The 24,122-nt window shown below is 64.3% G+C and carries 29 protein-coding genes; 3 read left to right on the top strand and 26 right to left on the bottom strand.

The window, feature by feature from the left end; genetic code table 11:
- Window positions 1-325: 325 nt before the first annotated feature.
- The 7 genes from ON39_RS32040 to ON39_RS32070 all read right to left on the bottom strand — a co-directional run bounded on the left by ON39_RS32040 (window position 326) and on the right by ON39_RS32070 (window position 7,267).
- Window positions 326-1,795: a hypothetical protein gene (locus ON39_RS32040; RefSeq protein WP_040739805.1), complete on the bottom strand. Its 1,470-nt coding sequence runs from the start codon at window positions 1,793-1,795 to the stop codon at window positions 326-328.
- A 54-nt stretch (window positions 1,796-1,849) separates the two neighbouring features.
- Window positions 1,850-2,200, bottom strand: coding sequence for a phage tail fiber protein (locus tag ON39_RS32045; protein WP_040739806.1), 351 nt, complete (start codon window positions 2,198-2,200; stop codon window positions 1,850-1,852).
- A 200-nt stretch (window positions 2,201-2,400) separates the two neighbouring features.
- Window positions 2,401-2,736: an LtfC-like domain-containing protein gene (locus ON39_RS32050; protein WP_146251115.1), complete on the bottom strand. Its 336-nt coding sequence runs from the start codon at window positions 2,734-2,736 to the stop codon at window positions 2,401-2,403.
- A 96-nt stretch (window positions 2,737-2,832) separates the two neighbouring features.
- Window positions 2,833-4,221, bottom strand: coding sequence for a hypothetical protein (locus ON39_RS32055; RefSeq protein ID WP_040739808.1), 1,389 nt, complete (start codon window positions 4,219-4,221; stop codon window positions 2,833-2,835).
- On the bottom strand, window positions 4,218-4,655 hold the full coding sequence (locus ON39_RS32060; RefSeq protein ID WP_063713412.1) for a phage gene 29 protein family protein: 438 nt from the start codon (window positions 4,653-4,655) through the stop codon (window positions 4,218-4,220). Before ON39_RS32060 ends, ON39_RS32055 begins: the two co-directional genes overlap by 4 nt.
- A gap of 72 nt (window positions 4,656-4,727) precedes the next feature.
- On the bottom strand, window positions 4,728-6,407 hold the full coding sequence (locus tag ON39_RS32065) for a Gp37-like protein (protein WP_051187396.1): 1,680 nt from the start codon (window positions 6,405-6,407) through the stop codon (window positions 4,728-4,730).
- Window positions 6,404-7,267: a phage tail protein gene (locus ON39_RS32070; protein WP_146251116.1), complete on the bottom strand. Its 864-nt coding sequence runs from the start codon at window positions 7,265-7,267 to the stop codon at window positions 6,404-6,406. The genes ON39_RS32065 and ON39_RS32070 overlap by 4 nt, the downstream gene beginning before the upstream one ends.
- Here ON39_RS32070 and ON39_RS49145 point away from each other — a divergent pair.
- The gene (locus tag ON39_RS49145; RefSeq protein ID WP_146251117.1) at window positions 7,260-7,553 is read left to right on the top strand and encodes a hypothetical protein; all 294 of its coding nucleotides are present in this window, start codon (window positions 7,260-7,262) and stop codon (window positions 7,551-7,553) included. The genes ON39_RS32070 and ON39_RS49145 overlap by 8 nt on opposite strands.
- 41 nt (window positions 7,554-7,594) lie before the next feature.
- Here the strand turns inward: ON39_RS49145 and ON39_RS32075 are convergent, their stop codons facing one another.
- Together ON39_RS32075 and ON39_RS46265 are read right to left on the bottom strand one after the other, a co-directional pair.
- Window positions 7,595-8,353 carry a hypothetical protein gene (locus ON39_RS32075; protein ID WP_157195541.1) on the bottom strand — a complete coding sequence of 253 codons (759 nt, stop codon included), beginning with the start codon at window positions 8,351-8,353 and terminating at the stop codon, window positions 7,595-7,597.
- Window positions 8,354-8,424: 71 nt separating this feature from the next.
- Entirely contained in the window at window positions 8,425-9,873 is a 1,449-nt protein-coding gene (locus ON39_RS46265; protein ID WP_051187398.1) for a hypothetical protein, read from the bottom strand.
- A gap of 276 nt (window positions 9,874-10,149) precedes the next feature.
- Here ON39_RS46265 and ON39_RS32085 point away from each other — a divergent pair, with 276 nt between their 5' ends.
- A complete protein-coding gene (locus ON39_RS32085; RefSeq protein ID WP_146251118.1) occupies window positions 10,150-10,623 on the top strand; it encodes a hypothetical protein in 474 nt (157 codons plus the stop codon).
- Between the two features lie 5 nt (window positions 10,624-10,628).
- Here ON39_RS32085 and ON39_RS32090 read toward each other — a convergent pair whose 3' ends face one another.
- From ON39_RS32090 to ON39_RS32095, 3 genes are all read right to left on the bottom strand, one after another.
- Complete coding sequence (locus tag ON39_RS32090; protein WP_040739811.1) at window positions 10,629-11,018, bottom strand: hypothetical protein; 390 nt, start codon at window positions 11,016-11,018, stop codon at window positions 10,629-10,631.
- Between the two features lie 185 nt (window positions 11,019-11,203).
- Window positions 11,204-11,362, bottom strand: coding sequence for a hypothetical protein (locus ON39_RS49150; RefSeq protein ID WP_157195542.1), 159 nt, complete (start codon window positions 11,360-11,362; stop codon window positions 11,204-11,206).
- Between the two features lie 25 nt (window positions 11,363-11,387).
- A complete protein-coding gene (locus tag ON39_RS32095) occupies window positions 11,388-11,846 on the bottom strand; it encodes a DUF6301 family protein (RefSeq protein WP_146251119.1) in 459 nt (152 codons plus the stop codon).
- Between the two features lie 200 nt (window positions 11,847-12,046).
- On the opposite strand from ON39_RS32095, the gene ON39_RS32100 reads away from it, so the two are divergent.
- Window positions 12,047-12,634 carry a hypothetical protein gene (locus ON39_RS32100; RefSeq protein ID WP_146251120.1) on the top strand — a complete coding sequence of 196 codons (588 nt, stop codon included), beginning with the start codon at window positions 12,047-12,049 and terminating at the stop codon, window positions 12,632-12,634.
- A gap of 52 nt (window positions 12,635-12,686) precedes the next feature.
- Here the strand turns inward: ON39_RS32100 and ON39_RS32105 are convergent, their stop codons facing one another.
- From ON39_RS32105 to ON39_RS32170, 14 genes are all read right to left on the bottom strand, one after another.
- Entirely contained in the window at window positions 12,687-13,397 is a 711-nt protein-coding gene (locus ON39_RS32105; RefSeq protein ID WP_146251121.1) for a hypothetical protein, read from the bottom strand.
- Window positions 13,398-13,585: 188 nt separating this feature from the next.
- Entirely contained in the window at window positions 13,586-14,341 is a 756-nt protein-coding gene (locus ON39_RS32110; RefSeq protein WP_040739816.1) for a DUF6572 domain-containing protein, read from the bottom strand.
- Between the two features lie 79 nt (window positions 14,342-14,420).
- Window positions 14,421-15,158: a hypothetical protein gene (locus ON39_RS32115; protein ID WP_146251122.1), complete on the bottom strand. Its 738-nt coding sequence runs from the start codon at window positions 15,156-15,158 to the stop codon at window positions 14,421-14,423.
- Between the two features lie 70 nt (window positions 15,159-15,228).
- Complete coding sequence (locus ON39_RS32120; RefSeq protein ID WP_040739820.1) at window positions 15,229-18,072, bottom strand: hypothetical protein; 2,844 nt, start codon at window positions 18,070-18,072, stop codon at window positions 15,229-15,231.
- A gap of 113 nt (window positions 18,073-18,185) precedes the next feature.
- Window positions 18,186-18,497: a hypothetical protein gene (locus ON39_RS32125; RefSeq protein ID WP_040739821.1), complete on the bottom strand. Its 312-nt coding sequence runs from the start codon at window positions 18,495-18,497 to the stop codon at window positions 18,186-18,188.
- Window positions 18,498-18,664: 167 nt separating this feature from the next.
- The gene (locus ON39_RS32130; RefSeq protein WP_040739823.1) at window positions 18,665-18,982 is read right to left on the bottom strand and encodes a hypothetical protein; all 318 of its coding nucleotides are present in this window, start codon (window positions 18,980-18,982) and stop codon (window positions 18,665-18,667) included.
- A gap of 23 nt (window positions 18,983-19,005) precedes the next feature.
- Window positions 19,006-19,191 carry a hypothetical protein gene (locus tag ON39_RS32135; protein ID WP_040739824.1) on the bottom strand — a complete coding sequence of 62 codons (186 nt, stop codon included), beginning with the start codon at window positions 19,189-19,191 and terminating at the stop codon, window positions 19,006-19,008.
- A gap of 89 nt (window positions 19,192-19,280) precedes the next feature.
- Entirely contained in the window at window positions 19,281-20,201 is a 921-nt protein-coding gene (locus tag ON39_RS49865; protein ID WP_040739826.1) for a phage tail tube protein, read from the bottom strand.
- Window positions 20,202-20,296: 95 nt separating this feature from the next.
- A complete protein-coding gene (locus ON39_RS32145) occupies window positions 20,297-20,746 on the bottom strand; it encodes a phage tail termination protein (protein WP_040739827.1) in 450 nt (149 codons plus the stop codon).
- Window positions 20,746-20,976, bottom strand: a complete 231-nt coding sequence (locus ON39_RS32150) for a hypothetical protein (protein WP_040739829.1) — start codon at window positions 20,974-20,976, stop codon at window positions 20,746-20,748. The genes ON39_RS32145 and ON39_RS32150 overlap by 1 nt, the downstream gene beginning before the upstream one ends.
- Before the next feature lie 376 nt (window positions 20,977-21,352).
- Entirely contained in the window at window positions 21,353-21,943 is a 591-nt protein-coding gene (locus ON39_RS32155) for a hypothetical protein (protein WP_040739830.1), read from the bottom strand.
- Window positions 21,944-21,985: 42 nt separating this feature from the next.
- Complete coding sequence (locus tag ON39_RS32160) at window positions 21,986-22,186, bottom strand: hypothetical protein (protein WP_040739832.1); 201 nt, start codon at window positions 22,184-22,186, stop codon at window positions 21,986-21,988.
- 606 nt (window positions 22,187-22,792) lie between these two features.
- Window positions 22,793-22,999, bottom strand: a complete 207-nt coding sequence (locus tag ON39_RS32165) for a hypothetical protein (RefSeq protein ID WP_040739834.1) — start codon at window positions 22,997-22,999, stop codon at window positions 22,793-22,795.
- Window positions 23,000-23,443: 444 nt separating this feature from the next.
- Window positions 23,444-24,122 (bottom strand): hypothetical protein (locus ON39_RS32170; RefSeq protein WP_051187399.1); only part of this gene is annotated, 679 nt, incomplete at its 5' end.

A 24,122-nucleotide genomic window follows, 5' to 3' on the forward strand; every position in this document is an offset into this window, starting at 1 on the left:
CGGAGCGACCCGCGCGAAGAGTGCCCCGGTGCCGTTGCTGTCCACGCGCGAGAACGCCGGAATAATAGGTATTTTGCTGCCATCCCGGACGATTCGCGTTGCCGTGGGCGCAGACACCGCGCTGACCGGTGACGTCGGCATAGCCGAGACCCTGATGGGTTGTCCGGGCGGTTTCACTTCGATCAGCTGCGTATGAGGTTGCACAGCTACTCCGATTCGGTGGCGGTCAAGGACTTCGGGATATCGCCGAATTCGAGGTTCGAGATCGGCCGACAACGCGCACAACGCCCCGGTCTCGCGGAACCAAGACCGGGGCGCTGGGCCGTCAGGTGATCCGTACGTAGGTATTGGCGCCCGCGGCGACGGTGGCGACCTGACTACTGTTCAGATTGCTGCTGTCGGATATCTCGACGGTGATGCGGTCACCGTCGGCCACGCTCACCGTGGCGCCCGCCACCGCGGGAGTCGCTTCGCTGCCGGTGGCGATGACCACGTCGTTCTTCTTGATACGAACGCTGATGCTGTTGTGGAAGTAGCCCGACCACTGAATGCTCGCGCTGATTGTCGCGTTGGCTTTACTCCCTCGGCAGATCAGCGCGTCGGTGGTCACGACGGAGCCGGGATACGTCGTGGTGTTGGCCGTCCAACCGACGAGTTGGCGCCAGGTGTTCGTGGAGTTCGGGCCGAGTTGTGTCCCGTTCTTGATCATCCCGGAGGGGACGAAGGGCGAGACGGCGACCATCGACAACGTCCCGGTGCTCTGGAAGGGCGCGGGGCCACCGGTCACGGCCGAGGCCGTACCCGTGGCCGCGAACTGCCCGGCGCCGGCGATCGTCGCCGACAGGCTTCCGGTGCCGAGGACGTCCATCGCGGCCCGCAAGCCGACCAATCCGCCGCTGCCACTGAACGCGGCGGCGCAGACAGGCACCGCGGCGACGGCGAGAGCGCCCTCACCATTGACCTCCGCCGGAAAGCTGACCGGTGCGGATACAGTTGCGGCACTGCCGAATCGGGCGAATATGCCGACATCCGCCGACAAGCCGCCGAGTCCGACGGGCAGCACGGGGACACCGGTGAGGGCACGAAGTGTGCCGGTTCCACCAGTGACGGGGGCCGCGGTGGAGTTCGGCACCGACGACGCGGCGATCGACCCCGCGCCGCCGAAACCCGCCGCGATCTTGACGCTGCCCTTGACCACCGTGGTCGCGGTCGCGGTACCCGCGGCCGCGCCGGCCTCGACCAGCCGTACGCTCTGGTTATAGGTGCCGTTCGACTCGCCTTCGCCGCCGAAGGACGCCGCGTAGGCAACCGTGGCAGTCGTGATCGTGACACTGGAGAAGGCCGGCAGCGCACCAGCCCTCGGTTGTACATCGGCCGACAAAATGCCCACGTTCCCGAAAGCGGCGTCGGTGACCGCCAATTCGGCGGTAGCGCCGAATACCGCCGCGACGACCACCTTCGCGCCGACACCGGCTTTGGCCGAGGCCGTCGTGGTACCGACAGCGTCGAAGCCCCCGGTACTGGGCTGGAAGGACGACATAGCCGCCGTCAACAAGCCGAGCCCGGAATTTCCACCGGCCGCGGTCACCTTGGGAACGAATTTCGCGGTGAGCGAGCCGAGCCCGGTCAACGCCGCCGGGGCGAACTGCGGGATGACCGGTACTCGTTTCCCGTTGATCACGATCAGCGGAGTTGCGGGCAACGTGATAGTGCTGGCCGGGGGCGCCGGGACCGCAGGAAGCACGGTGGGTGGCGCGGGCAATCTCGCCGCGATCAGCTCTTCTTGTGCGGTCACAGCGCCTCCGATTCAGTTGTGGTTGGGGAGTTTTCGAATATCCGCGGCGGCGGACTACGTCATGGTGAAGGTCGGGGTGACCAGCAGGGTGCCCTGTGCGCCGAGGGTGGTGCTGGAGATCAGGACCTTGTCGATGAAGGTGCCACCGGTCGCCGCGCTCCACAGGCCGGCGTAGGTGTAGGTGCCGGCGGGCAGGTTGATGGTCGCCTGACTGCCGGTGACCTGGCCGTTGGCGGGGGTGCCCCAGGTGGTGGCGACCCGAGCGTAGGCGGGCGAGCCGCCGGTGGCTTCGTTGGTACCGGTGGTGCCCGGGTCCGCGGTGTGGATCGACACGTAGGTGGTCGCCGCGATGTTGGCGTAGGCACTGCACAGAGCGTTCTTGGTCGTGGTGACTGCGATAGCCATGATGGCTCTCTCCTTTGGTGATTGATGGTGAACTTCTGCTCCGTCATCCCCGCGAGCGGGAACCCAGGAATCAATCGGAGTGCTGGATTTCGGGCACAACCGAATCGGCGGCCGAAGCCGCCACCGCACCGACGGCTTTCCTGGATTCCGGCATGCGCCGGAATGACGAGGTCGGGCGGCGAGAAGGGAAGGCAGTGGAACTAGGTCCGGACGACCGAGCCCGCATACCACGCATAGACCGTCGGCGGTGCCGTCTGGTAAGTGACGAGCATCGTGTACCGCGAGTTCGCCGGAATCGCATCGCAGGTGACACTGGGCACGTTCCAGGTCGCGGCCGTGGGTGTGACTGTGGCACTCCATGATCCGAGCGCGGTACCACCCGGGGCGGTCAGCACGATGGCGATCGTCGTGCCCGCGGGAAACACAGCCCCGCCGGACGGCTGAATGGTCTGGACGAAACTCGCACCGGTGGTCAGTTTCAATGGTTCGATCGTTGGCTGATATCCCAGAAAACCGGGATCGATCGGAGTAGTCATAGAATTCCTCTATCGTTTGCGGACCGGTCCACCGAAGCGCCTGTGCCCCAGCGATTTCGGGATGGAATCGACACGGTCGGTCGGACCGGACCCGGTTCAGGAGAATGAGCAGAGCGTGCCCTCGAAATAGGTCGCCCTACCCGAGGAGTCACCGAGCATGTCGTTCGGCCCCGCGATGTAATAGCCTGGCGCCCATACACTTCCGGCGCCCGCGAAGACGACGTAGGTTCCGGCGACCCGATGCACGGTGCTGCCCTCGGTCTCGCCGCCGATGCGAAACTCCGACCATTGGCCGGTGGGGCTCGGCGCCGTCCACAGCGCGACGTTGTAGTTGTATCCGGTGCCGCAGGCCGCGGACCAGTTGACGCCGACACTCATGACGTACCAGCCGGACTTGGTGATCTGAATTTGCCCGCGTCCGAGATCGAGCACGTTGGCGTTGTTGGCCACCCGGATCGTGTCGAAGACGCTGCCGTAACGTTGGCTTCCGGCGACCTGTGCGACGGCTGCCGGATTCTGACGGTAGAGCGCCCATCCCGTGCCCACCACCGCGGGTGCCGCGGTGTCGGCCGCGGCGATCGAATCCAGGTCGTAGCCGTAGTAGACACCGCCACCCCAGCCGGTACTCACGTGGTAGCCACAGAAAAGGCCGACCAGGCGATTATTGGCGCCTACCGGTGACGACACCACCGTATCCCGATAGCTGACGCGACCGATGCCGTTGACGAGGACCTCGTAGGCGGGACCGTTGGCGTTCACCGTTACTGTATCGCCGGTGTTGATGGCACTGAGATTGTCCGCCACCACCCAGCTGGTGATGCTCAGCGTGCCCCCCACGTACGAACCGCGCTGCAGATAAATGGAGGTCCTGCCGACCTGCACGATCACGAACGACGAAAAATCGGCGGCCGCGCGGATGAGGATGCCGCTACCCGAGTACTGGCCGGACTGGTTGGGACGGCCGAGCACGATCGACACCGACTGCGAATCCGTCATCAGCGGGGTCTTCCACAACGCGAACACGGCGCCGTCACCGGTACTCGCGCTCTTGGCGAGTCCGGCCTGATTGTCGATCGCCACGATGTCCGGCGAGCTGCCCCACTTGATGGTGTTCCATTTCGTGGTGTCCCACGTCTGGAAGCCATCCGCGAAAGACGCGCCGCCGACCTGCGTCTGGGTCTGCTGATTCTGTATCACCGCGATGATCGAGGCATTAGCGGTCGAGGTGTTCTGCGCGGCGGTCGCGGCACTTTGCGCGGTATTGGCGCCGTTCTGTGCCGAATTCGCCGCGTCGAGCGCGCGCGAGGTGGTGCTGTTGATGTCGGTACTGGCGTTGCCGACGTTCTGGAACGACTGCGTGACGTTGGAGATGATCGACTGCTGAGCGGACTGCCAGGTCACCTTCTGCAATCTGGACAGGCCGTTCGAGGCGCCCTTGCTACCGACATACGCGCCGGGCGGAATGCTTTTATCCGGTGAGGTCACTGCGCGTCCCCGGCCGTGATCTCGTCGGCGGTGCCGATGACGGCATGGTTCGCCACCAGGTCACGCCGGTCCACCAGATGCGCCAGGTCGCCTGATTCGCGCAGCTGCTGCACCACGTGCTGGCGCTCCTCGTCGGTGAGTTCGGACATGTCCGGAGCCGACACCTGCGGTGGCGCGGGAGTGCCTTTCTCGGCCCACTGCCCCGATCCGTTGAGCCAGTGGGTCACGCCGCGCGCCGGCGGATGGAATTCCTTGGTCTGCTCTTCGGGGTAGTGACGAAAACCTAGGTCCCACAGATGTTTCGACCACTGACGCAAGACGGCGGGGTGCACGAGCAACGGTGAGTTGCTCGGCCCGGGTAGGCCGACCAACGCCCAGGTGAAGGCCTCGTGCGGGTCGTTGGGGTCGCAGTCCTCGTGCAAGGGGATAGACATAGAACGCTCCGGCGATAGAAGTGTGCGGGTACGTCCCGGAACGCGCCGGGACAGTGGATGCGGACCGAGGGCCTACATCTGGACGGCGAGGGCCTGGATCTCGTCGACGACGTCGGCGATGACTCGCATCGACTTCGCGAACGGCATGTCGTGGTCCTTGTCCGAACCGACCGTGACCTGCCATGCGGGACTCGCCGTTCGCGACCAGGCGAGCTCCAGTTCGGTGACCTGATCGACGTAGATGGAGCCCTCGGGCATGCCCTTGACGGTGGAGCCCACGCGGTCACCGAGAAAGAAGTGCCCGTAGCCCTGATCGCCGATCAGGTACGGCTGACCATTGGCGACGGTGAACTTGTGGGTGAAATACCGCCGTGTCTTCCACAGCCCCTCACCCAGGGTCAGCAGCGAGCCGAGCGTGTACGCCCGATCCGCGCTTGTCTCGAAGTGCTCGAAGTAGTGTGACCAACCGGAGTTCAACGCGCGCTGCGGCGATTTGTAGGACACCCACGCCAGCAACGTGTCCGACAGCAGTGCCATCGCAATGGTATTCACGACCTCGGTGGCGCCGTTGGCGATGCCCTGCAGCGTCGGACCGACGAAGGGTGTCTGCCCCAACAGACCACCGAGCAGCATGCCGACGAACTGGATCGCCGAGGAGATCGCCTCGTTCACGCCGGGCATCGAGTGGCCGCCGGTCAGGATCTGCACCGACGACGACGGCGAGACCACGAAGTGCGAGGTCTGGATGCCGGTGTGTTCGTTCTCCCGATACACCACCCACGGACTCGACGGCAGCGTGCCGAGCCAACCCGGATTCTTGTACAGGTCGGGCGCGTCCGGGTCCGGCAGCACGTTCGGGATGAAACTGAGGTTGTCCTTCTGAATGACCTGAATGGTGTGCTGCAGGCCGTCCCAGATATTGCCGCCGGTACTCGTGCCGGTCAGGAATCCCGACTTGTCGACGATGTCCACCACGAGGCAGCCGTGCCGCAGTTCCGCACCGGGCCACGGCGCGGGATCGCCGCGCAGCCACCGCCGCGTGACCACCGCGAGCTGCGCGGACTCCAGTGAGCTGGAGGCAGCCTCGTGGAACGACTGGAATCGTGACCCGAAGATCGACCACATCGACGTGTCCGTGGCGAAGTCGGACGGCGCGACCACCATCGACCACGTCGACTGGTCCAGATTGAACCACTGGTTGACGTCCATGGGATCGTCGGGCAAAGCCCAGAACGACGCCTGCAAACGCAGCAGGTTCAGAAACAGCGCGGTCTTCAAAGTCCAGACGCTTGGTCCGGCGAGCATGAACTCACGCGGAAACTGCACTGCCGCGGGCAGAAACGGGTTCGACCAGCAGTAGATGTGCTTGAGTTCCTGGTAGGAATGCATGAACAGCAGCTCGACGGTGGTGACGCCGTGATCGTCGGTCTTGATGACCGCCTTCTCCAGCCGGCCGTCCCAGCGCGCACCGTCCTTGTCGACGGTGATGTGCACGTTCTGCTTCTGGCGGCCGTTGATGTCGACGGCCCACTTGGCAAGGTAGTAGTCGTAGGGCAAAACCAGTGTGCCGGTACCCGCTTGGTTGAGCACCCAGCGGAAGTCGGCACTGATCTCCGCGCCGCAGATGCCCCGCAGATTCCAGTCGCCGTCCCAGAGCCGCACCAGCGGCCGCGCGAATCGACGGTCCTTACGAATTCTTTTGTCCGCCTGCGCACTCGAATAGATGGCCGGCAGATCCAGCACGGTCGTCACTGCAGCCCCCACGGCCGCGACCAGTTGCGTTGCTGCACAGCCATGATCGACGCGCCGGTCGGTGCGCCGGTCACCTTGACCGGCATCGACGTCGACGGCGTGTACGGCGGCACCGGATAGAGGAAGCTCACGCCGTTCATCAGCGCCCAGAACTGCGACTTGTCGGCGGCGACGATCATCTCCTCCATCGGGTCGGTGTCGACCGTCAGATCCTGGCCGCGCGCGGCGAGCGGCAGGGTGACCATCCGGGCCGCGTCGCGGTCACCCGCGATCCACGAAAAGTCGGGCAGCGTCCACTTGCCCGGCGCGGAGCACACCCACTTCAGCCACATCGGCTGGTCGGTGGGGTTCGCGACGGTCAAGCTTCCGGACTGAATCGCCCCACCGATGGTGTCGATCGTCGAGGTCCACGAGCTCGTCACATCGGACTCCACCCACCACGGGTTGCCCGCGATGCAGGTCATGACGACCTTGCCCCACCGCTTGAGGTGCGGATCCTTCTCCGGCTTGAAGTCCGGTTGCTCGGACAGCCGCAGCGCCAGGGCTCGGGTGCCGTAGTCGGTGGTGATGGTCATCGTCGAGTCACGGTCGTAAGCCCAGGCTTTGCGCCAGGCCGAGTCGACCGACTCCCAGGCAAGGCCCGGAGTCTGAAAGATGTTGACGGCGAAGACAACATCACGCTTGTTGATGCGGTATCCGCCGAAGGAGGAGCCGATCTGGAACGCGGTCTGGTTCCAGATCGTCGACACCGGCGCGTCGTACAACCCGCTCGGCGACGTGGCCAGTTCCACCCCTTCTTGGCCGCGGCCCTGGCCGGCCACCGTCCATCGTGACCCGTCGACCCCGGTAATCGTGATCATCGCGGCATTCGACGCCACAAGTTCACCTCTCTTCTGTGGATTTCAAATAGCGCATGGCCGAACCGAATTCGGCTGTCGAACGACCGCCGGCGGCGGCCTGCTACCGCGACGAATGGGACAGTTCCCATTGCATGGCAAGCACTTTCAGTCGACCGACGATGTCGTCGGTGTTGAAGTCAATGGTGTTGTGACGCGGACCTATACCCGCATCTCGGGCGTGACGCGGCTACGCATGACGCAGCCGACACGTGGCCGGTCATCGGCGCTGCGGTTGAGCGACGGCTGATGTGCACCGCGACAACCACGGTGACAGCTCCTAGGCTGAGTTCAGCGTGTGCGCACTTGCCGGTATTTTGGAAACCGCTCGCGCATGGCGGCATCGAAAGCCGACGCCTGCTCGATCGAGTCCCATTTATGAAAGCCGTCTCGGCGTAAGTACTCATCGACCAAGGCCGCCGCATCGCGTGATCGGCCGTTCAACGCACACAGGATGACGATTCCCCGTAACCGCACCGGATCGGGATTCACCCGATCCAGACCGGTCAAGTTCGGCAGTAGCGCGAGTTCGAGTAAAGCGCTCACACTGCCGCGAGCCGCAAACCAGTCCTCGACCGGACCGGCGAGCAACCGGGTGAACTCGCCTACCCCGTCAGCGATCGCCGCCTCACCGGCCACCGAGATCTCGCGCGGATCCTGCGGATGTTCGAAGAACCCGAACAACACCGACTCCAGAAAATTGGGTTCGGCACCGCCGCCGGCCAACGCCGCTCCGGGCATGTCCCGCAAGACATCCGCGACGGCCGCCGACACGATCCAAGCCCGCGCGTTGATACCGACCCCGCCATAGCCATCCTTTTGAACGGTCGCCATGACGGCGGCTGTCATATGCGGACACCCGCTATCAGCCTTGGCACACCACACCCTGACCCAGGAAGGCTTACGCGAACCCGGCTCGGCGACATCCATCCCGTCGAGCGGTTCACTGGCTACATAGCCCGCCGCGAGTGATGCCTCGGTCACAGCAGCAGCAACCAACTTCGTCAACCGCGCCGTACTGACGACCACACCGATCCCTTCCGAAACCATCGGCGCCACCGTCGGGCGTGATTCATGGCCGACCCGCAGTGCGCATCGAACGCCCGCACAGGCCTTCGACCTTACCGCGACGAATGGGTCAGTTCCCATTGCATGGCAAGCACTTTCAGTCGACCGACGATGTCGTCGGTGTTCGAGGCTGAAATATTCACTGTGGCGGGCTGATTCACCGACGCGCCGGACATGGCGGGGGTGCCGCCCTGCTGCTGCGTACGCTCGGAACGTTGGGCCAGCATCTTGTGCAGGTAGAACGGATCCGCGTTGAGCGCCTGCAGGAAGGGGCGGTTCACCTCGGTCGACTTGGCGTTCATGACGAACTCGCCGTCGGAGAGCCACGCCGGAACCTTGTCGCCGAACGAGGAGCCGGGGCCTTTGACCGCGCCGCCGTCCGCGTACACGGGTGCCTTGGGCGCGCTGCCGACCGGGGCCGCGTTGGCGGACGGTCTGTCGACCTGGGCGTAGCTGAAGTTGTCCGGTCCGCGCTGCACGATCGTCCGCTCCTGGAACGGTGCGATCGCCTGCACGCCGGACCCGATGTCGTGATCGATGAACAGTCCGACGTTCGGGCCGAGCTTCTCGTTATCTATCTTGGCCGGGGGGCGTTGAATATCGATTGTGTGCCGGTTCCCGTTCGGCGCGTCCTGATAGATTTCCAGCCAGGGGTACTCGGTCGTCCTGCCGTTGACGGTCACGCCGGTAGAACCGGGAGTCCCCGCCACACCGTGGCCAGGTGTGAAGACGAGGTCCCCGTTCACCGTGCCGAGAGTGTCACCGACATCGGGCGCGAACGAGTCGTGGCCGGTGTACTTGATCCGGACCGACCCGTCCTTACCCTGCCAGACTTGAGCTTTCGGTATCGCAGCCTTCGCTTCTGTACTGCCGTCCCCGTTTACCTGCACCGACGGGTTCTGCCGAAGGACGACGAGCCCGTTCTGGTAGTCGACGTACATCGCCATCCGTGCATTTTCGGGATCGAAATTCGCGTTCGGACCGCGGTCGTCGCCGAGGTTGTACTTCAACGTCGAGGAATTGAACACGCGGTCTTCGCGGATGAACGCGTCGGCGCGCACGACTCCTTGATCGGCGACCTTGTCGATGCGGACGACGCGGATTTCAGGTCGCGCACCTTTGTACTTGGGGTCGTAGCTGTTCGGATTGAGCGCGGCGGCGGTTGCCCAATCGACGTCATCGTTCGGTGCGTGCCCGGTCACGCGGGTAAAGGCTTCGGCCGATGCCCGGGTCCGTTCGTCACCGTCCTGAATGAATCGCGGCCCGGCCTTGCCCGTTCCGAACATGCCGATAATCCCGCTGACCAGCCGATCGATCGGAGTCGGCACGCTCTCGACGGACATCGGCCGCCGCTGTTCGAACGACGCGCGCATTGCGTCCAGTTGCTCACGGAAGTCGACCCGCGGCAGTACCGGCGGCACGAAGACGGGCGCGGGCAGTTGCAGGCGGCCGGGTGCGGCAAGGAACTTGGCAGTCGACCGGTTATCCACAGGGTCGGCCATTGCTGTCACCTTCATTCGATTGTGCGGCGCTGGTGGCGCACGCGGTCCGGTTACGGTCAGTAGGCTGCGATGTGCCTGGCTCGCGGTTCGCGGCTGTGGCACAACCGATGTCGAGGGGGTAGCAGCGTGCGAGGTAGGTCGCGTCGCGCTCGGTCGGCGGCCGCCTTGCTGTTGTCGGCGGCGCTGCTGATCGCTGGCGGATGTGGTCGGGATCGGCAACCGACTTCCGCCGGTTCGACCGCGGTGGAGTGGACACCCAAACCTGAACTCACGTATGTGAGCGACTTCCCAGTGGCCACCGATCTCACCGAAAGGCTGGCTCAAGCCGCCACGATCGAGCATCTACGGCAGACCGTGCGACTGCTCCCCGCCGAACTGTCGCTGGTGACACGGGACCGGTGGGACGGCCGCGCCGTCGGCACCAGTTTCGTCGATACCTGCACGCTCGACGACCGAGTGCCCGACGCGCCGCTGGGACTCTGGCTGGGCTATCTGGTCGTCGGCGGTACGCGACCGGCTCGGGACTACCTACCCGAATTCCGTTCCGCCTGGCAGTATCTCGGTTGGCCGGTCGAATACGCGCCCAACGTGACGCCGAATGTGGTGAAGGCGACGACCCCGGATCACTACACGCTCACCGTCTCGGCGGCTTCGACCGGCGACCTCGGGGTCGATGTCGCTAGCCCGTGTTTCCCGAACACCGGTCGCGGGGGTGCCGATCCGTTACCGCCGGCGATTCCGCATCCTTGACGAACTCAGCTGACGTACACCGCGACGAAGAGTCCGGCGCCGAGCGCCTGGCCGTTGCCGTTCTGATGCAACCGCACGTCGATGACGTCGCCGGGTAACAGGATCGGTTGCGCGGTGATGGGAACCGACACCGGCCCCTCCGCGGACAACGAAACGCCGGTCGTGGTCGTCAGACTCGCGAAAGTCGATACGACAGCACCGGCTCGGAACTGGCGGACCGAGATCGTCACATTGTTCGTCGCCGCGCCGACAACCGTCGAATACCCTGCGGGAGCGACGATCTCGACATCGGTCACGGTGTCGCCGCTGTAGAACTCCTGCGAGTAGACACCCGCGACCGCAATCAGATCGGCGCCGCCCGCGGCCTGCGCGGGCAGGGTGGTCGAGTAGATCATGGGAACCTCACTGCCAGGTATTCATCGGGCTATCAATGGAATTGGTCGACGGGTGGGGTCGACGGCGGCCGCCGCGATAACCGTTCGGTCGTCGCGGCGGTCGCGGAAGGTTATGGAGCGTCGACGACATACTTTCGACGCGGCTATCTCGCTGTCAGTTCGACCGGCCCTCAGCGCGGTAACCGCTATGCGGAACCGGCTATGTAGTCCGACATGTCGCTGAGGTCGGGCGGCTCGTCCGACCCGTCCACCCACGCATCGATCCGCGGTCCGGCGGGTACGTCGACGCTGAAGAAGTCACGCAGTACTGTCAACGCTGCGGCAAAGCGTGTCCAAGCAGCCATCGACTCACCCCGCCCGCGATAATGATCAAAACCGATCCTGCCATTCGCGGTATTTCGGATTCTCGAGCTTGAGTTGAAAACCGAATTCATATCCCAGGAGTTCGACGACCACGTCGGGCCGAGCCCACTTCATGTTCGGCTCTCGCCCCGGACGTTGCGCGGTCGGCGAACCGAGCACGGCAATCATCTCCTGGCTCAGGTCCGCGAAGTGATCGACGAGTTCGGCGGTACGCGCAGGGTCGGCATCCTCGACGTAGTCGGCGAGGAAAACCAAGATATATTTCAGATCATTTCCGAAGAATGCCTGCGCCAGCGGCTCCTCGATCCGAAGATTCGTCACCAACGTGGCACCCAACTCGCGCCTGTTCTTAACGTTCCAACCTGCGGACGATGTGAAACGGTCAACGTCGTCAACCGTCCATGTCCATTCGAAATCTGCCGCAGTTCGAGCGATCTGAACTACGTCGGCTATATCAGCGTTCACAGGCCAATCATAACGACACCGTAGTTTTATCGTCGGTCATGGCTGAACACCGGAAGGCGATGAGTTAGGCCAGCTCGGATCGCGACCTGGTCGATCGGATCATGATCTCGTCCTGTCATCGGAGATCGGTTCCCTCCGGATTTCGGGTAGCGCTCAGCGTGGATGCTCCGAGGCGGGGCGCGGTGGTAGCGTCCGGCATCGTGGGCCGCTATTTCTCGCCGTACGATCTGTCCGACCTGCACAGCCATGCCAACGGTGCGGGGTTCGCGAAGGTCGACGCGGCGCTGGTCGCCGCGGGCTTACCTGGTCTCGACACGATTACCGGCGGCGGCGGATTCGAAGAGAGCATGAGCATAGATTCGGCGGCCTTCGAGGACCTGTGCGCGGAAACGCTACCGTCCCTACCGGTTACGCCGATGCCGCGTCCGACCGGAGGAATAGACAGCACGTTCGCCTGCGACTACGCCGACATCCTGCTCCCCGTGGCGTTCACCGGATTGCTGCCGGTGCCGGAGGTCTATGACAACGGCTTGCTCACCATCGCGTCGGCGAACGAGCTGCGCGCCCAATGCCAGGCTCTTGCGACGGTAATCGGACTCGACATGTCCACCATTCCGGAACTTCAGCCCGAAGGGTATCGGTTCGACGACTGGTACGACACGTTGGAGTATTCGGAAGACCCGTCCGCGCCCATCGCGCAGCGTGAGCCCGAGGCCGCTTTTTACGTCGGGCTGTTCAGTGCCATAGCGGATTACAGCATTCGATACAACGCGGCGGTGCGTCTCTGACCGGGGCTCGTCGCACGGGTCGCTGCCCCGTGCCCCACACGAGCCCGCCCGGTCAGCGTGTCCGCCGCTGTGCGTATTCAGGGAACCGTTCGCGCAAGGCGACATCGAACGCCGCGACCCGTTCGGCCGTATCCGCCATGTAGCTGTCCAGTCCCAGGTACCACTCCATCAGCGCGACCGCAGTATCGCTCGCCTCATTGAGCAAGCACAACACCACCATCGCGCGGAGCCGACGCGGGCCGACGCGCTTCGGTGTGACGCCGGGCGGTGAGTATTGCGCCAAGTCGATCAGCTTGGCCATGCTGTCGCGCTTTCCGAACCAATCGGCGGCCTGGTGGGCAACGACCCTGGTGAACCACTCCACCTTGGCCCCTACGCCCGCCGCGTCGAGCATGGGACGACCGACTGACGAGTCAGTGCTGCCAACCAACGTGTCGAAGCCTTTGGACTCGATGACGTCGAGAAATTGGCCATCGCGAACATCGCGTTCAAGAAGCGCGTCGGACGGCATGGTTCTGAATACCTCACCTACGCGCGGTGCGAGAAGATCCGTCGAACCGAAGACTTCGAGACCGCCTCTACTATGCCGGTCCAGACCCATGCGCACGATCGGGACAACGTCGGGCATACCACGGTCTCGAGCAGCGAAATAGACACCGCCTGCCGGATCGGGATAGTCGTATCGCACATAGCCGAGCGGCTCCATCGCCTCGGCCGCGGCGACGGTCATCATTTCTTTCAGAGTTTCGATCTTACCGGCCATACGGCTCCACCTCTCTCCATACTGGCCTGACCCGGCCGTGGCCGTCTTGTCGGAAACGACTGCCCTACAAGTCTCCTAGGCACCTTTTGCGCAGGAATTGCAATGCTTGATGTGCGTACCGCTGGTCAGTACCGACGCAAGTTCCCACATATTGTGGACCTCGACGGTCCTGGCAGCGATATCGACCGTCACGGATCCAGCTCATTGGAGCAGTTGCGAATCCATACCGGAATATTGCTGTCAACGCGCGGATAGGCCGCCAACTCGTCTTCTAGTTTTTGCGCATCTATCGGCATTGCCCAATCCGGAATCACCGATTTCGAGAATTGTGCCCGATGGCGGTCCGGAGCAGTGAGACAGATCTGCCCACTCAACCATGCTCCAGCCAATGTGTCGTAGGAAGCCTTCTTGTGCTTTAACAGTAACAATTGCAGAGTTCGCGACGGCCGTATATTCAGTATGGAGCCGTCTGCGCTATCGACGCGGATACTTCCGACACCCCGCCCGCCGACCAGCACCACTTCCCAAGCTGCCGAGCGCCAGCCCGCCGGAAGGGCGGCAAGGATCTCGTCGGCAATGGCGCGTTCGATCATCGCTAGCCCGATCTCGTCGGATGCCAGCGACTCCCAGTGGGCACCGATGCCCTGGTCGGCCATGTTGCGACTGACCGAGGAGAGAAAGTCCGTGATCGCCTCGGGTGGTCGGGTTTCACTGAACAATACGATCTCGATGCCGCCGGTCTCGAGCCCATCCGCGTCTGCCAGCCGCTGTACGTAACCAGAGCGAATAGCATGGAGATAGAAATTGAACTTCCGGATGAAGTCTTCGATGAGAACCGCTGTGTCCTCGTCTTTATAAGGCCGGTCCTCGATCATCGCCAAGGACAGTCGGCCGTCGGCGCTCAGCGCGAGCTGATCGATCGACCCGTATTCGATGATCGCCATCGAACCTCTTTCCGGATCCTGGAGCTGCCCGCCACCCTGCCGATCGGCAACGGAGGCATGACTCCGCGGAGCCTAGAGCTCAATCTCCGCGTGCTTGTCGGTATTCTGGAAACCGCTCGCGCATGGCGGCATCGAAAGCCGACGCCTGCTCGATCGAGTCCCATTTATGAAAGCCGTCTCGGCGTAAGTACTCATCGATCAAGGCCGCCGCATCGCGTGATCGGCCGTTCAACGCACACAGGATGACGATTCCCCGTAATCGCACCGGATCGGGATTCGCCCGATCCAGACCGGTCAAGTTCGGCAGTAGCGCGAGTTCGAGTAAAGCGCTCACACTGCCGCGCGCCGCGAACCAGTCCTCGACCGGACCGGCGAGCAACCGGGTGAACTCGCCTACCCCGTCAGCGATCGCCGCCTCACCGGCCACCGAGATCTCGCGCGGATCCTGCGGATGTTCGAAGAACCCGAACAACACCGACTCCAGAAAATTGGGTTCGGCACCGCCGCCGGCCAACGCCGCACCGGGCATGTCCCGCAAGACATCCGCGACGGCCGCCGACACGATCCAAGCCCGCGCGTTGATACCGACCCCGCCAAAGCCATCCTTTTGAACGGTCGCCATGACGGCGGCTGTCATATGCGGACACCCGCTATCAGCCTTGGCACACCACACCCTGCCCCAGGAAGGCTTACGCGAACCCGGCTCGGCGACATCCATCCCGTCGAGCGGTTCACTGGCTACATAGCCCGCCGCGAGTGATGCCTCGGTCACAGCAGCAGCAACCAACTTCGTCAACCGCGCCGTACTGACAGCCACAACAGTCCCCTCTCCGAGCAATCATCACACCTTAAACCAAGAAATCGCGCCGAGCAGAGTGTCCCGCGGCTCAGCACAAGTGGGCTCCGTGTGTCATGAGCTGCGATTCCTCAGCGCGAGAGAGCCGATTGCCGTCGCCGATTCGGGTGGCGATGGTGACCGTCATGGATTGATCCACCTGCTGTCCACCACGACGGAAGACCGGATGAACGGCTGCGGTGGGAAGCATGGGCAGGGCAGCTGCCAGCGACGACAGTGCGTTCGCGCCGGCTTCGACCACGCCGGTCAAGTTGTCGACGGGCAGAGCAAGAGCCCCAGCAATATTTTCCGCCTGTGGCCGTCCGCCATTACCGAACAGTGCCTGCTGGAGGGCCTGTTGACTTGGCTCTACGAGCCTGAGCCCCTCGAGCGCGAGGCTTCTAGCCTCATAGTACGCAGCGTCCACGTACCGGCCCGACTCGAAAGCGCGACGAGCGGCTTCAGCATTCAGTGCCGCAGTGGCGCCGAGCGCCGAGTCGCGCCACTTGGGATCCGTGGCCGTACCGTCGACGAGATTTCCGAAACCGGTGTCATCGGCTGCACGCTGCAAGATATCATCCGTCGGACCCCAGCCTTCGTTCCATCGCACCGTCTCGACGCCCGATACGGTTGCCTCGGCCGGGTTGATTTCGAGGTCTCGAAGAGCCTGAGCGAGGTCAGGATTCTTGGCGGAGTCTATCTCGAGATACTTGCCACCGTCTTTGTAGTACCGGTACCCCTCGAATTGGTCCGGCCGATACGGGGACGAGTTGAATTTCGATTCGACGAGAAGTATTTCGCCGGTCTTCGGATGGACGAAGATAAAGTCCGGTTTGAAGAACTCACCGGGTTTTCCGGGGATGGGTATCTTCGCCTTTTCACCGGCTGCGACCAACCGGTAGCCCTGGGCGAGATATTTCGCACGGGTGAGCGCATCACCGACAAACCCTCGAACGCCCGCGGTGTTGGTGAACCCGGGTGGTGACACATCCCAGGAGTCCTTGGGGTCCATCGGAACCATACCGTCCCGACTGGGTTCGGTGGCTTTCTCCAGAGCCCGCTGCTCGGGTCCAGGAGGAAGTGGCTTTTCGCCCGACGGATTCTTTTTCGCCCATTCAGGCTTTCTGACCTGTCCGCCATTAGGGCCCGATTGGTACCAACCTCCATTCTCGCCTACTCTGATGCCCTCGGGTATGACACCTTCCGGTGCCAGCCAAGAAGGACCGGTATACGGCTCAGGAACGGCCGGAGAACCGTGTTCGCCCGACGGATCTCCTGCTCGAGCATGATTGTCGGGCATTTCGCTGGGTAGAACATCGGTGGAGGGATCCTTGGGATCGAGCATGCCCTCCGGCACGAGCGGGAGGTTCGGCCCTCCGGGTCGAATGGGCGCACCGTCGGGGCTGGAGCCGTCGGGACCGCTGCCGCCGCGATCTCTACCTGGAGCGTCGGCGAGGCCATCGCCGCCCGGCCGGGGCGAGCCCCTGCCGTTGTCTATCCCGAATATGTCGGGTTTTATGGCAAGCCCGTCACCGAGTCCGCCGGGGAATGCGTATTTCCCTGGCGCGGGAACGTACTGTTGCGCCCAGTCAGCGAGCGAGCTGACGCCGTTCACCGCCGTCTCCGGCAAGCCCGGCGGCAGTTTCCCGCCGAGTTTGCCGAGCCCCTTGGGGCCGAGCAACGTCAGTCCGCCGAAGGTGGCGTTGCCGAGAGTCTCCGCGGGGTGTTCGGAGAAGCCGGTCCAGTCGGTTCCGATGAGGAGTTCCGAGGTGGCGTTGAGCGTCCCCAAGGCATCGTCTTTGAAGGTATTCGCGTCGACGCCGGGAGCACCGCGGGCGTATTCGACCGCGTCGATCCCGAGCATGGTGACACCGGTGCCGACCGTCGCGAACCCGAGACCGAGACCGAGCCACGCCTCTTTGGCACTGCCTTCCTGGCCGGCCAGGGCTTTTATGCCGTGGTACAGGCCTGCGGCGCTCTCCCCGATGCCATCGCCGAAATTGTCGGCACCATCCAGGAACTTCTGCCACTTGCTGCGCGTATCCGGCTTTTCTTCCTCGGGCCGTGGGCCCCGCTGCTCGAGCACCTTTCCGGACTTGTCCAGCAGGATGTAGGAACCGTCGTCGCCTCTGCGAACCGTCGTTCCGTCTTCCCTGTGCTCCAGGTAGTAGCCGGTGTTCGGCTTATCACCGATGTATTTGTCGGTCGATGCGTTGGTTTGCGGGTTGTAAGTTCTGAAATGCGTTCCGCTGTTGGTCTTTTCGGTGTTCGTCCAGAATTGCCCGCCGTCGAGCGACGGCGAGACATCCCAGAGCAGACCGCCACCGCCGGGCATTCCCCCGGCGGCGTACCAGCCATGGCCCGTGCTGTCGACCTCACTCTTCTGATTGGTGACCATCCCGCCGTTCTCGGTCGGGTTGGATCGCCACTGAGTGAGAACTCCGTCCTTATTGATGTAATAGTTGTCGACCAGGCCACCGCCGTGATCCTTGGTCTGGAGCTGCCCGACGACCTGGCCGTTCTCGACGAGCGGAAAGTTCTGCTTCAGGTCAGGACTCAGGCCGTAGACGCTGTCCGGAGCGCCCTTGGTCGACGTCCCAGGGTTGTAAAGCTGTGCATAAGCGTTGGATTGGCCGGTGTCCTGGCCCGTGTACACGGCGGTGCCACCGGTGACGTCGGTCCACCGCTGCCAACCGCCGGCGCCGTTGGACACCACCCGCGACTGCGCGAGGACGGTGCCATCCGGAGTGGTGACGGTTTGGTCGACGGTTTGGTTTCCGTTGCCCTTCGGGATCGTGTAGATGACCGTCTGGCCCTGGTCGTTCTTCCCGGTCCAGGTATCGCCTTCTTTACGTCCGGTGGTATCCGGCATACCGCCGAGGTCGTTGTTGCCCACGGCTCATCGCCTCCATTCGGGATGTCGGCTCCGCACAGCGGAATTGGGGGTGTGCCCGGCGCGGGCGATGGGTTGTGGGCAGCCGCAGGAGGGCCAGCGGTTCAGCTCAGTGCTCAGTGCTCGGTCGAGCTGAATTGGTCGATGAGGCTCTGCATCGACCGATCGCGACGTTCGTCGCGAACGATTTCCAGTGCCGACGTCGGGCGCGGCATCGGCCTGATCTGCGGTGGATCGGCCCCCGCTGCGGCGATGACCGCCGCTTGGACTCCCTGGAGCGCGTCGATGATGGACAGCAGCAGGTAGGAGTCGATGGTGTAGCCCTCGGGGGTGGGGCCGGACGGCTCGGTCGGAACTTCGTAGGAATCGACGTCCAGCGGTGTTGCTTCCTCGACGGCGAGAATCTGTTCGGCGAGTTCGCGATCCATCGCGAGCGCCGACTTGTAGTGCGAGCCGTGCGGCAGCCGGTCTTTGAACGCCCAAATGGTGCGCCAGTCGCGGGTGCGTAGTCCGTTGGGCCCGAAGCAGTCTCGGACATCGATGCCGCGCTCGAGTAAGTCGTAGTCGAGCGCGGCACCGAAGCGGTCCCAGAACTCTACGAGCCCTCGGATCCCCCCGGCAGCTCCGTGGCGCCCTGGCCGAACATGTGCGCGTACAGGTCTCGCTGGAAGGCGTACCACTCGTCGAGTGGGCGTTCGGCGAACAACTCCTCGACGGCCTCGTGCTGGTCGCCGAGCACGATGGCCATCTGCTGATCGTCGTCGCGCACCTGGCGCAGCGCCAGAACCTGACCGCGGGTGACTGGGGCGATGGTGATGTCCTCGGTCAGCCGGTAGGGAGCTCGGCGGCGCGGGGCCAGCTCCTGCCGGAGCTCGAAGAAGCGGCCGCCTGTTTCATTGTGCGGGGTTGCCATGGGGGGTCTCCGGATTTGTTGTGTTACTTGGACTTCGACGCCGAGCGGCGGCGGGCCGGCTCGGACTCGGCCGCGTCTTCGGCTTCGACCTTGAGGCTGTGGCCGAGGGAGTAGACGGCGTTGACGTACTCGGAGGCGTTGGACACCGGGTACTCGTGCTCGCCGTCGGTGAGGGTGACGGGGTATTGAGTGGGGATGGCAGACACCATGACCCGCTTTCTCTCCGGGAATGAACAAGGAAGTGGTGGCGTGCCGCAACCGGAGATACGCGCCACGCCACCACGTTTCAGGGCAGTGGTCAGCTGACGGTGACCGCGCAGGTGGCGGTCATGGCCGCGCCGCCGCCGGCCGGGGTGTAGGACGCGGTGATGGTCGCGGTGCCGACGGCGACACCGGTGACGACACCGCTCGCGGCGACGGTCGCGATCGAGTTGGCCGAGGAGCTGAAGACCACCGAGGAGTTGGCGATCAGGCCACCGAGCTGATCGGTGACCACGAGCGGGGCGGACGCGGTGGTCCGCGGCACCGCGAGGGTGTTCGGCGCGACGACGATGCCGGTCGCGGAGTAGTTGATGCCGGACTTGGCCACGAGCTGCTTCCAGCCGAGGCCACCGAAGCCGTGCGCGACGGCGTAACCGGCGGTGTCGTCCTTGAACGCGACGAGCGTCAGCTTCTGCGCGAGCACCTCGGTCGGGTTCCACTGCTCGCCGCCGTACTTGCTCACGGCGACCTTGGGCAGCACCTTGTAGACGTAGATCGGGGCGGCGTCGTTGCCGTCCTTGCCGATGATGATCGCCGAGTAGTAGGTGATCTGTTCGCTGGCCGGCTGCGGGAAGAAGACCTCGCCCGAGCTGCTGTTGGCGATCACCTGCTGCATGTTCGCGCCGGTGGCCAGGTTCAGCGTGACCGCGTTGGTCTGCTGCGGCTGAAACTCGATGGTGGTGATGTCGCTGGTGACGTCGTTACGGACCGGCTGAAGCTCACCGTAGGACTCGATCGGCGCGGCGGTGATACCGCGAGCGAAGGCGACGCCGGTCTTCTTGTCGATCAGGCCGACGGACTGGTACGCGGCGGGCAGCGGCTGCAGGGACGCGCCGTTGTCGGTCAACTGCGCGGGCGCCGGGGTGTACCACGGGGCGATGAACACAGCGGCGTCGAGCGGCTTGAGCAGCAGCGACCGCTGCGCGGCCTTCAGTGCCGTCAAATTGGTGGCAGGCATGAGTCTCCATTCGGGCGCCCGCACGGGCGGGCATGATTACGGAAGCGGCACCCGGTGGTGCCGAGGGGCCCCGTCTCCGGCGGGGTTCGACCCGCCTACTGGCGGCGGGCTTCGATCGAGAAGGCGATCTCGACCATCTGGTTGAGCGGATCCAGGTCGGGGACCTCGGTCAGACCTCGGCTACGCCGCAGGATCGGCGGGTGGAATTTGAGCTCCTCCCCGGCTGCTTCCTCGGTGTAGTCGATGAGCACGCCGTTCACTCTGGTAGCGGGCGCCGCCAACATCGCATCCCGAATCTGCACGGCGAGTTGCTGTGCTTGCCCACGGGTGGTCCCGAACGCGGCGACGCTCACCTTCGCCTTGTAGGTGATCGCGTTGATGTCCACCGAGCCACCGGTTTGGCGCACCCAGATCAATGGCAGTGCCGATTGCAACGCCGAAGCCGTTGCGGGCAAGGCGGTTACGGTGCCGGCGATCGGGCTGAACAGATCGACCATGAACTGTTCGAAGTCGGGGAACTCCCCTGCGGCGGGATAGGTCGGCATCACACAGCTTCCGGGGCGGGACCGACCGCGACGCTGGCGCCGAGTGTTCCCGACGGCAGTGGCGACGGGGCGGGAACCGGCTGTGCGGCCAAGACGGCCATGGCAACGCCCTGAGCGAGGTTGTACAACACGTCGATGTCGGCCCTGAGCGTCGCGATGCGGGCGACGATGGCCTGGGTGTCGGTGGCGATGGACGCCGCGAGGGCGGTGGAATCGTCGGAAGCGGTCACGATCTTCTCCAGGGTCGGATTTTCGATGGTCTCGGCGGAACGAATAGTGTTGGCGCACTGCGCCTCAGCGTCAGAAGCCGAACAGCGGCAGTACCAGCGGAAGCAGATCGCCGATCAGCTTCACGATGTCTTGGATCACAGCGAGCATCGCCATCACCTCCTCTCGCCAACGGCGCAACAACGTCGCGAAACGGGTGATGGGAATGCCCCCGCCCGCGAGTCCGGAGGGTCTCGCGGGCGGGGTTCCAGCGCCCTCGTCGCGTCTACAACCGCGCTGGCTAGGCGGGAGACATATGAAGCGAGGACGGATTCGCGGCAGGCTCGGCCCGATGGTCAACCACAAAGGTTTTCGGAGGCCGCCGCAGTCAGGGGTTGATCATGGCAGGTGAGCCATGTAAGTGGCGGCCGCGTTGCTCAGCCGCGGGGTGCGTGCGTGCGCGGAAAAGTTGCCTTCCGGCTTGATCACGTTGACCGATATGGTCCGGTCGACTTGCACCCCGCCGGGGAATTGTTCGGCGAGCGTGCGAATCTGAGGTGTAGGTAGAACCGGCAGCGGCGCGTTCTTCAGCATGCTCTGCACCAGATCGCGCTGCGCGCCACCGAGCGCGGCGGTGGCTTGACCGCCGAAGGCCTGCACCACGCTCGCGGCCTCACCGGCCATGCTGGTCAGTGCGGTGAACGCGGTTGCCGCCTCGCCCATGCCACCGGTGGCGGCCGCGAAGAGCGCTTTGCCCGCGCCGGCGCCCAGGTCGCGAGCGATAGTGGGCCAGTTGAGGAAACGGCCGATGATGCCGGGCTTCTGTACCGAGAGCGGCCCGTCGTCGTAGTCCCGGCGTTCCTGTTCTACCTCGCCGCCCTCGGCAAGGCGTAGCCACGGCCTGCTGTTCGGTCCGGCGAGCGGACCGCCGAACCGGACCTGACCGCTCGTCGGTTCTCCGCCTGCGGTCGGGTGATAACCGGGAATCATGATTCACCATCCATTACATACTCGGTGCACCGGCGAACCAGATCACTCACGGACGCGCGACGAATCGGGGACGATGCGGCCCGCGGCGATCAAAGTGTTGAAAGCCAGCGCTTTTCGGCGACAGTGGTCTGTGGAGCAGGCACGGTGGACTTGCATCGACTCGTGCGCGTGGTCGATGGTGAGCGGGGCGGCGGGGGTGGCATGGTCGGCCAGCTCGAGCATCGCCAGGACTGTCTTGTCCATGTCGGACCTCAATGTGTTGAAAGGTTCACGGCGCCGGTCGTTTTCAGCGGCCGAGAGAGCGAAGCCCCACCCCCGATCAGGTGTATCGGGGGTGGGGCGAAACGCCCCGGTCGCTTCTTCCGTCTGCTACCGCGAGCGAGAGGTCGGCGGGAGACGGGAGCGGTAACCGGGGCGGGTATGTGGCAGGCTCTTGCCCGCTGTTCATCGATGTCGAAGAATTTTCGGGGGCATGCCACACGGTGGGGGGCAGAGTGAAATGTGCTCTGCTGCCGCATTGTTCGTGGCCCGGCCGGAGACTCGGCGGGGCCACGACGAATGGGGGGTGTGAAAGTGATTGGTAGTGCGGGGTTTTCCCGGTGAAGTTCGGGATGAGGGCGCAGCTCTGGCGCTGCACAAAGTTTCACCTAAAGCGTGGCGGATGTCAACCCCTGCATACGGAATTCGTTCGAAAATGCAGGTAGATGGCTACTTTCGAGCAGTCGGAACATGACGGGTGACGGACTCGGAAACGACGATTGCCCCGCCTCTGGTGAGGCGGGGCAATCATGTCTGTCCGTCCGGCTGATACGTCCCCTGATGAGGGTCAGGACATATCGGCGCTTTCCGCTACGTCGTCTCGGCCGAGCCCGTGGTGATCAGCTTCAGGAGGTCGATGATCAGGGTGGCCGAGCCGGTGTCGGTGTCGGCCGCGCCGGTCTTGGCGGAGCCGGTACCCGAGCCGGTGCCGGTGTCGGCCGAGGCCAGGCCGGAGCCGGCCAGGGCGATGCCTGCGGTGGCCGCGAACACGACGCCGAACACGCGAATCTTGCTCATATAGGAATCTTCCCCTTGAAGAATTAGGTCCTCCATCGGCGACCTGCTGGTTGCCGAGCGAGCTTTGTTGTATCACGGGGTTTTCTGACCCAGCGACCTTTCAGCCACATCCACGAATTCGGTGTAATTGCCCACTGTTAACGAAGCATGCACATCGAAGATTCGGAACAATGCCCGCGAATCAGGCTTGTCGCGGTGACTTCTACGGTCTGACGTGGCGCGCGGCATCGAAGTCACATATCGGCATGTTGACGCGCCGCCAGTACTGTCGAGGAACAGGGCGGGCCAGTGTCGGCGTTGCGTATCCGGCAACGAGGGAGCATGGGTCCGAAATGCTTCGGACACCCAGTAATTCGAGAGTTATGCTGTGATTCATTTCATACGACAGCACTGTAACTTTCGGCCGCGCACGCCGATCGCCCGCGAGACGTTCCCCGTGCCAAATCAATTCGCGTCGGCCCGCGAACGCCGCCGCGTCGGATACGCGAGATGCTCGTCCAAAACCGGACCGACCACGTACAACTCGGGCCATCCCGGAGCCCACGGCCCGGGCAGCGGCGCGATTTTCCGCGCGTTCCTGAGTGTTTGGATCCGCCGGACGGTGAGTCCGTGATACTCGGGGCCGAGTTCCTTTGCGAGCGCGGCGATCCCGGACGCGTTGAGTCGATGCCGCCGAGCCCGCCGCACCATCTCGTCGTCGAGCACGACCGGCGCCGCCGGCGGGCAGACTATCCACAACGCGGCCTGGACCACCGTGCGAATGTCCTCGGGTGCGCCCTGCGCGCCCTCGGTCATGGCCAGCGCGATGAGGTTTCGGTCGAGCCAGCGGGCCAGGTCGGGGGTGGACGTGGCGCCCGTGTAGTCGAGCCCGCGCTGCTCGCAGACCAGCCGCACCCACGACACGAGCACCGCGTGCAACTCGTCGGCGGCGCGGGAGGCGGCGGGGTTGTAGGGCAGCGGCTGCTCGCTCGGCCTGCGGTTCATCCGGTAGTCGCCGCGAGTGCTGAGCCGGGACTGACGGGTGGTGGAGATGATCAGATCGGCTGCGAGATCGGGGATTTCGCGTAGCAGCTCGGCGAGCGCGCGGAGTTCGGCGCGGTCCAGGTAGAGGTGGTTCGGGTGC

Origin of the sequence: Nocardia tenerifensis NBRC 101015, from assembly GCF_000308715.1 — a bacterium.
Taxonomy (GTDB): Bacteria; Actinomycetota; Actinomycetes; order Mycobacteriales; family Mycobacteriaceae; genus Nocardia; species Nocardia tenerifensis.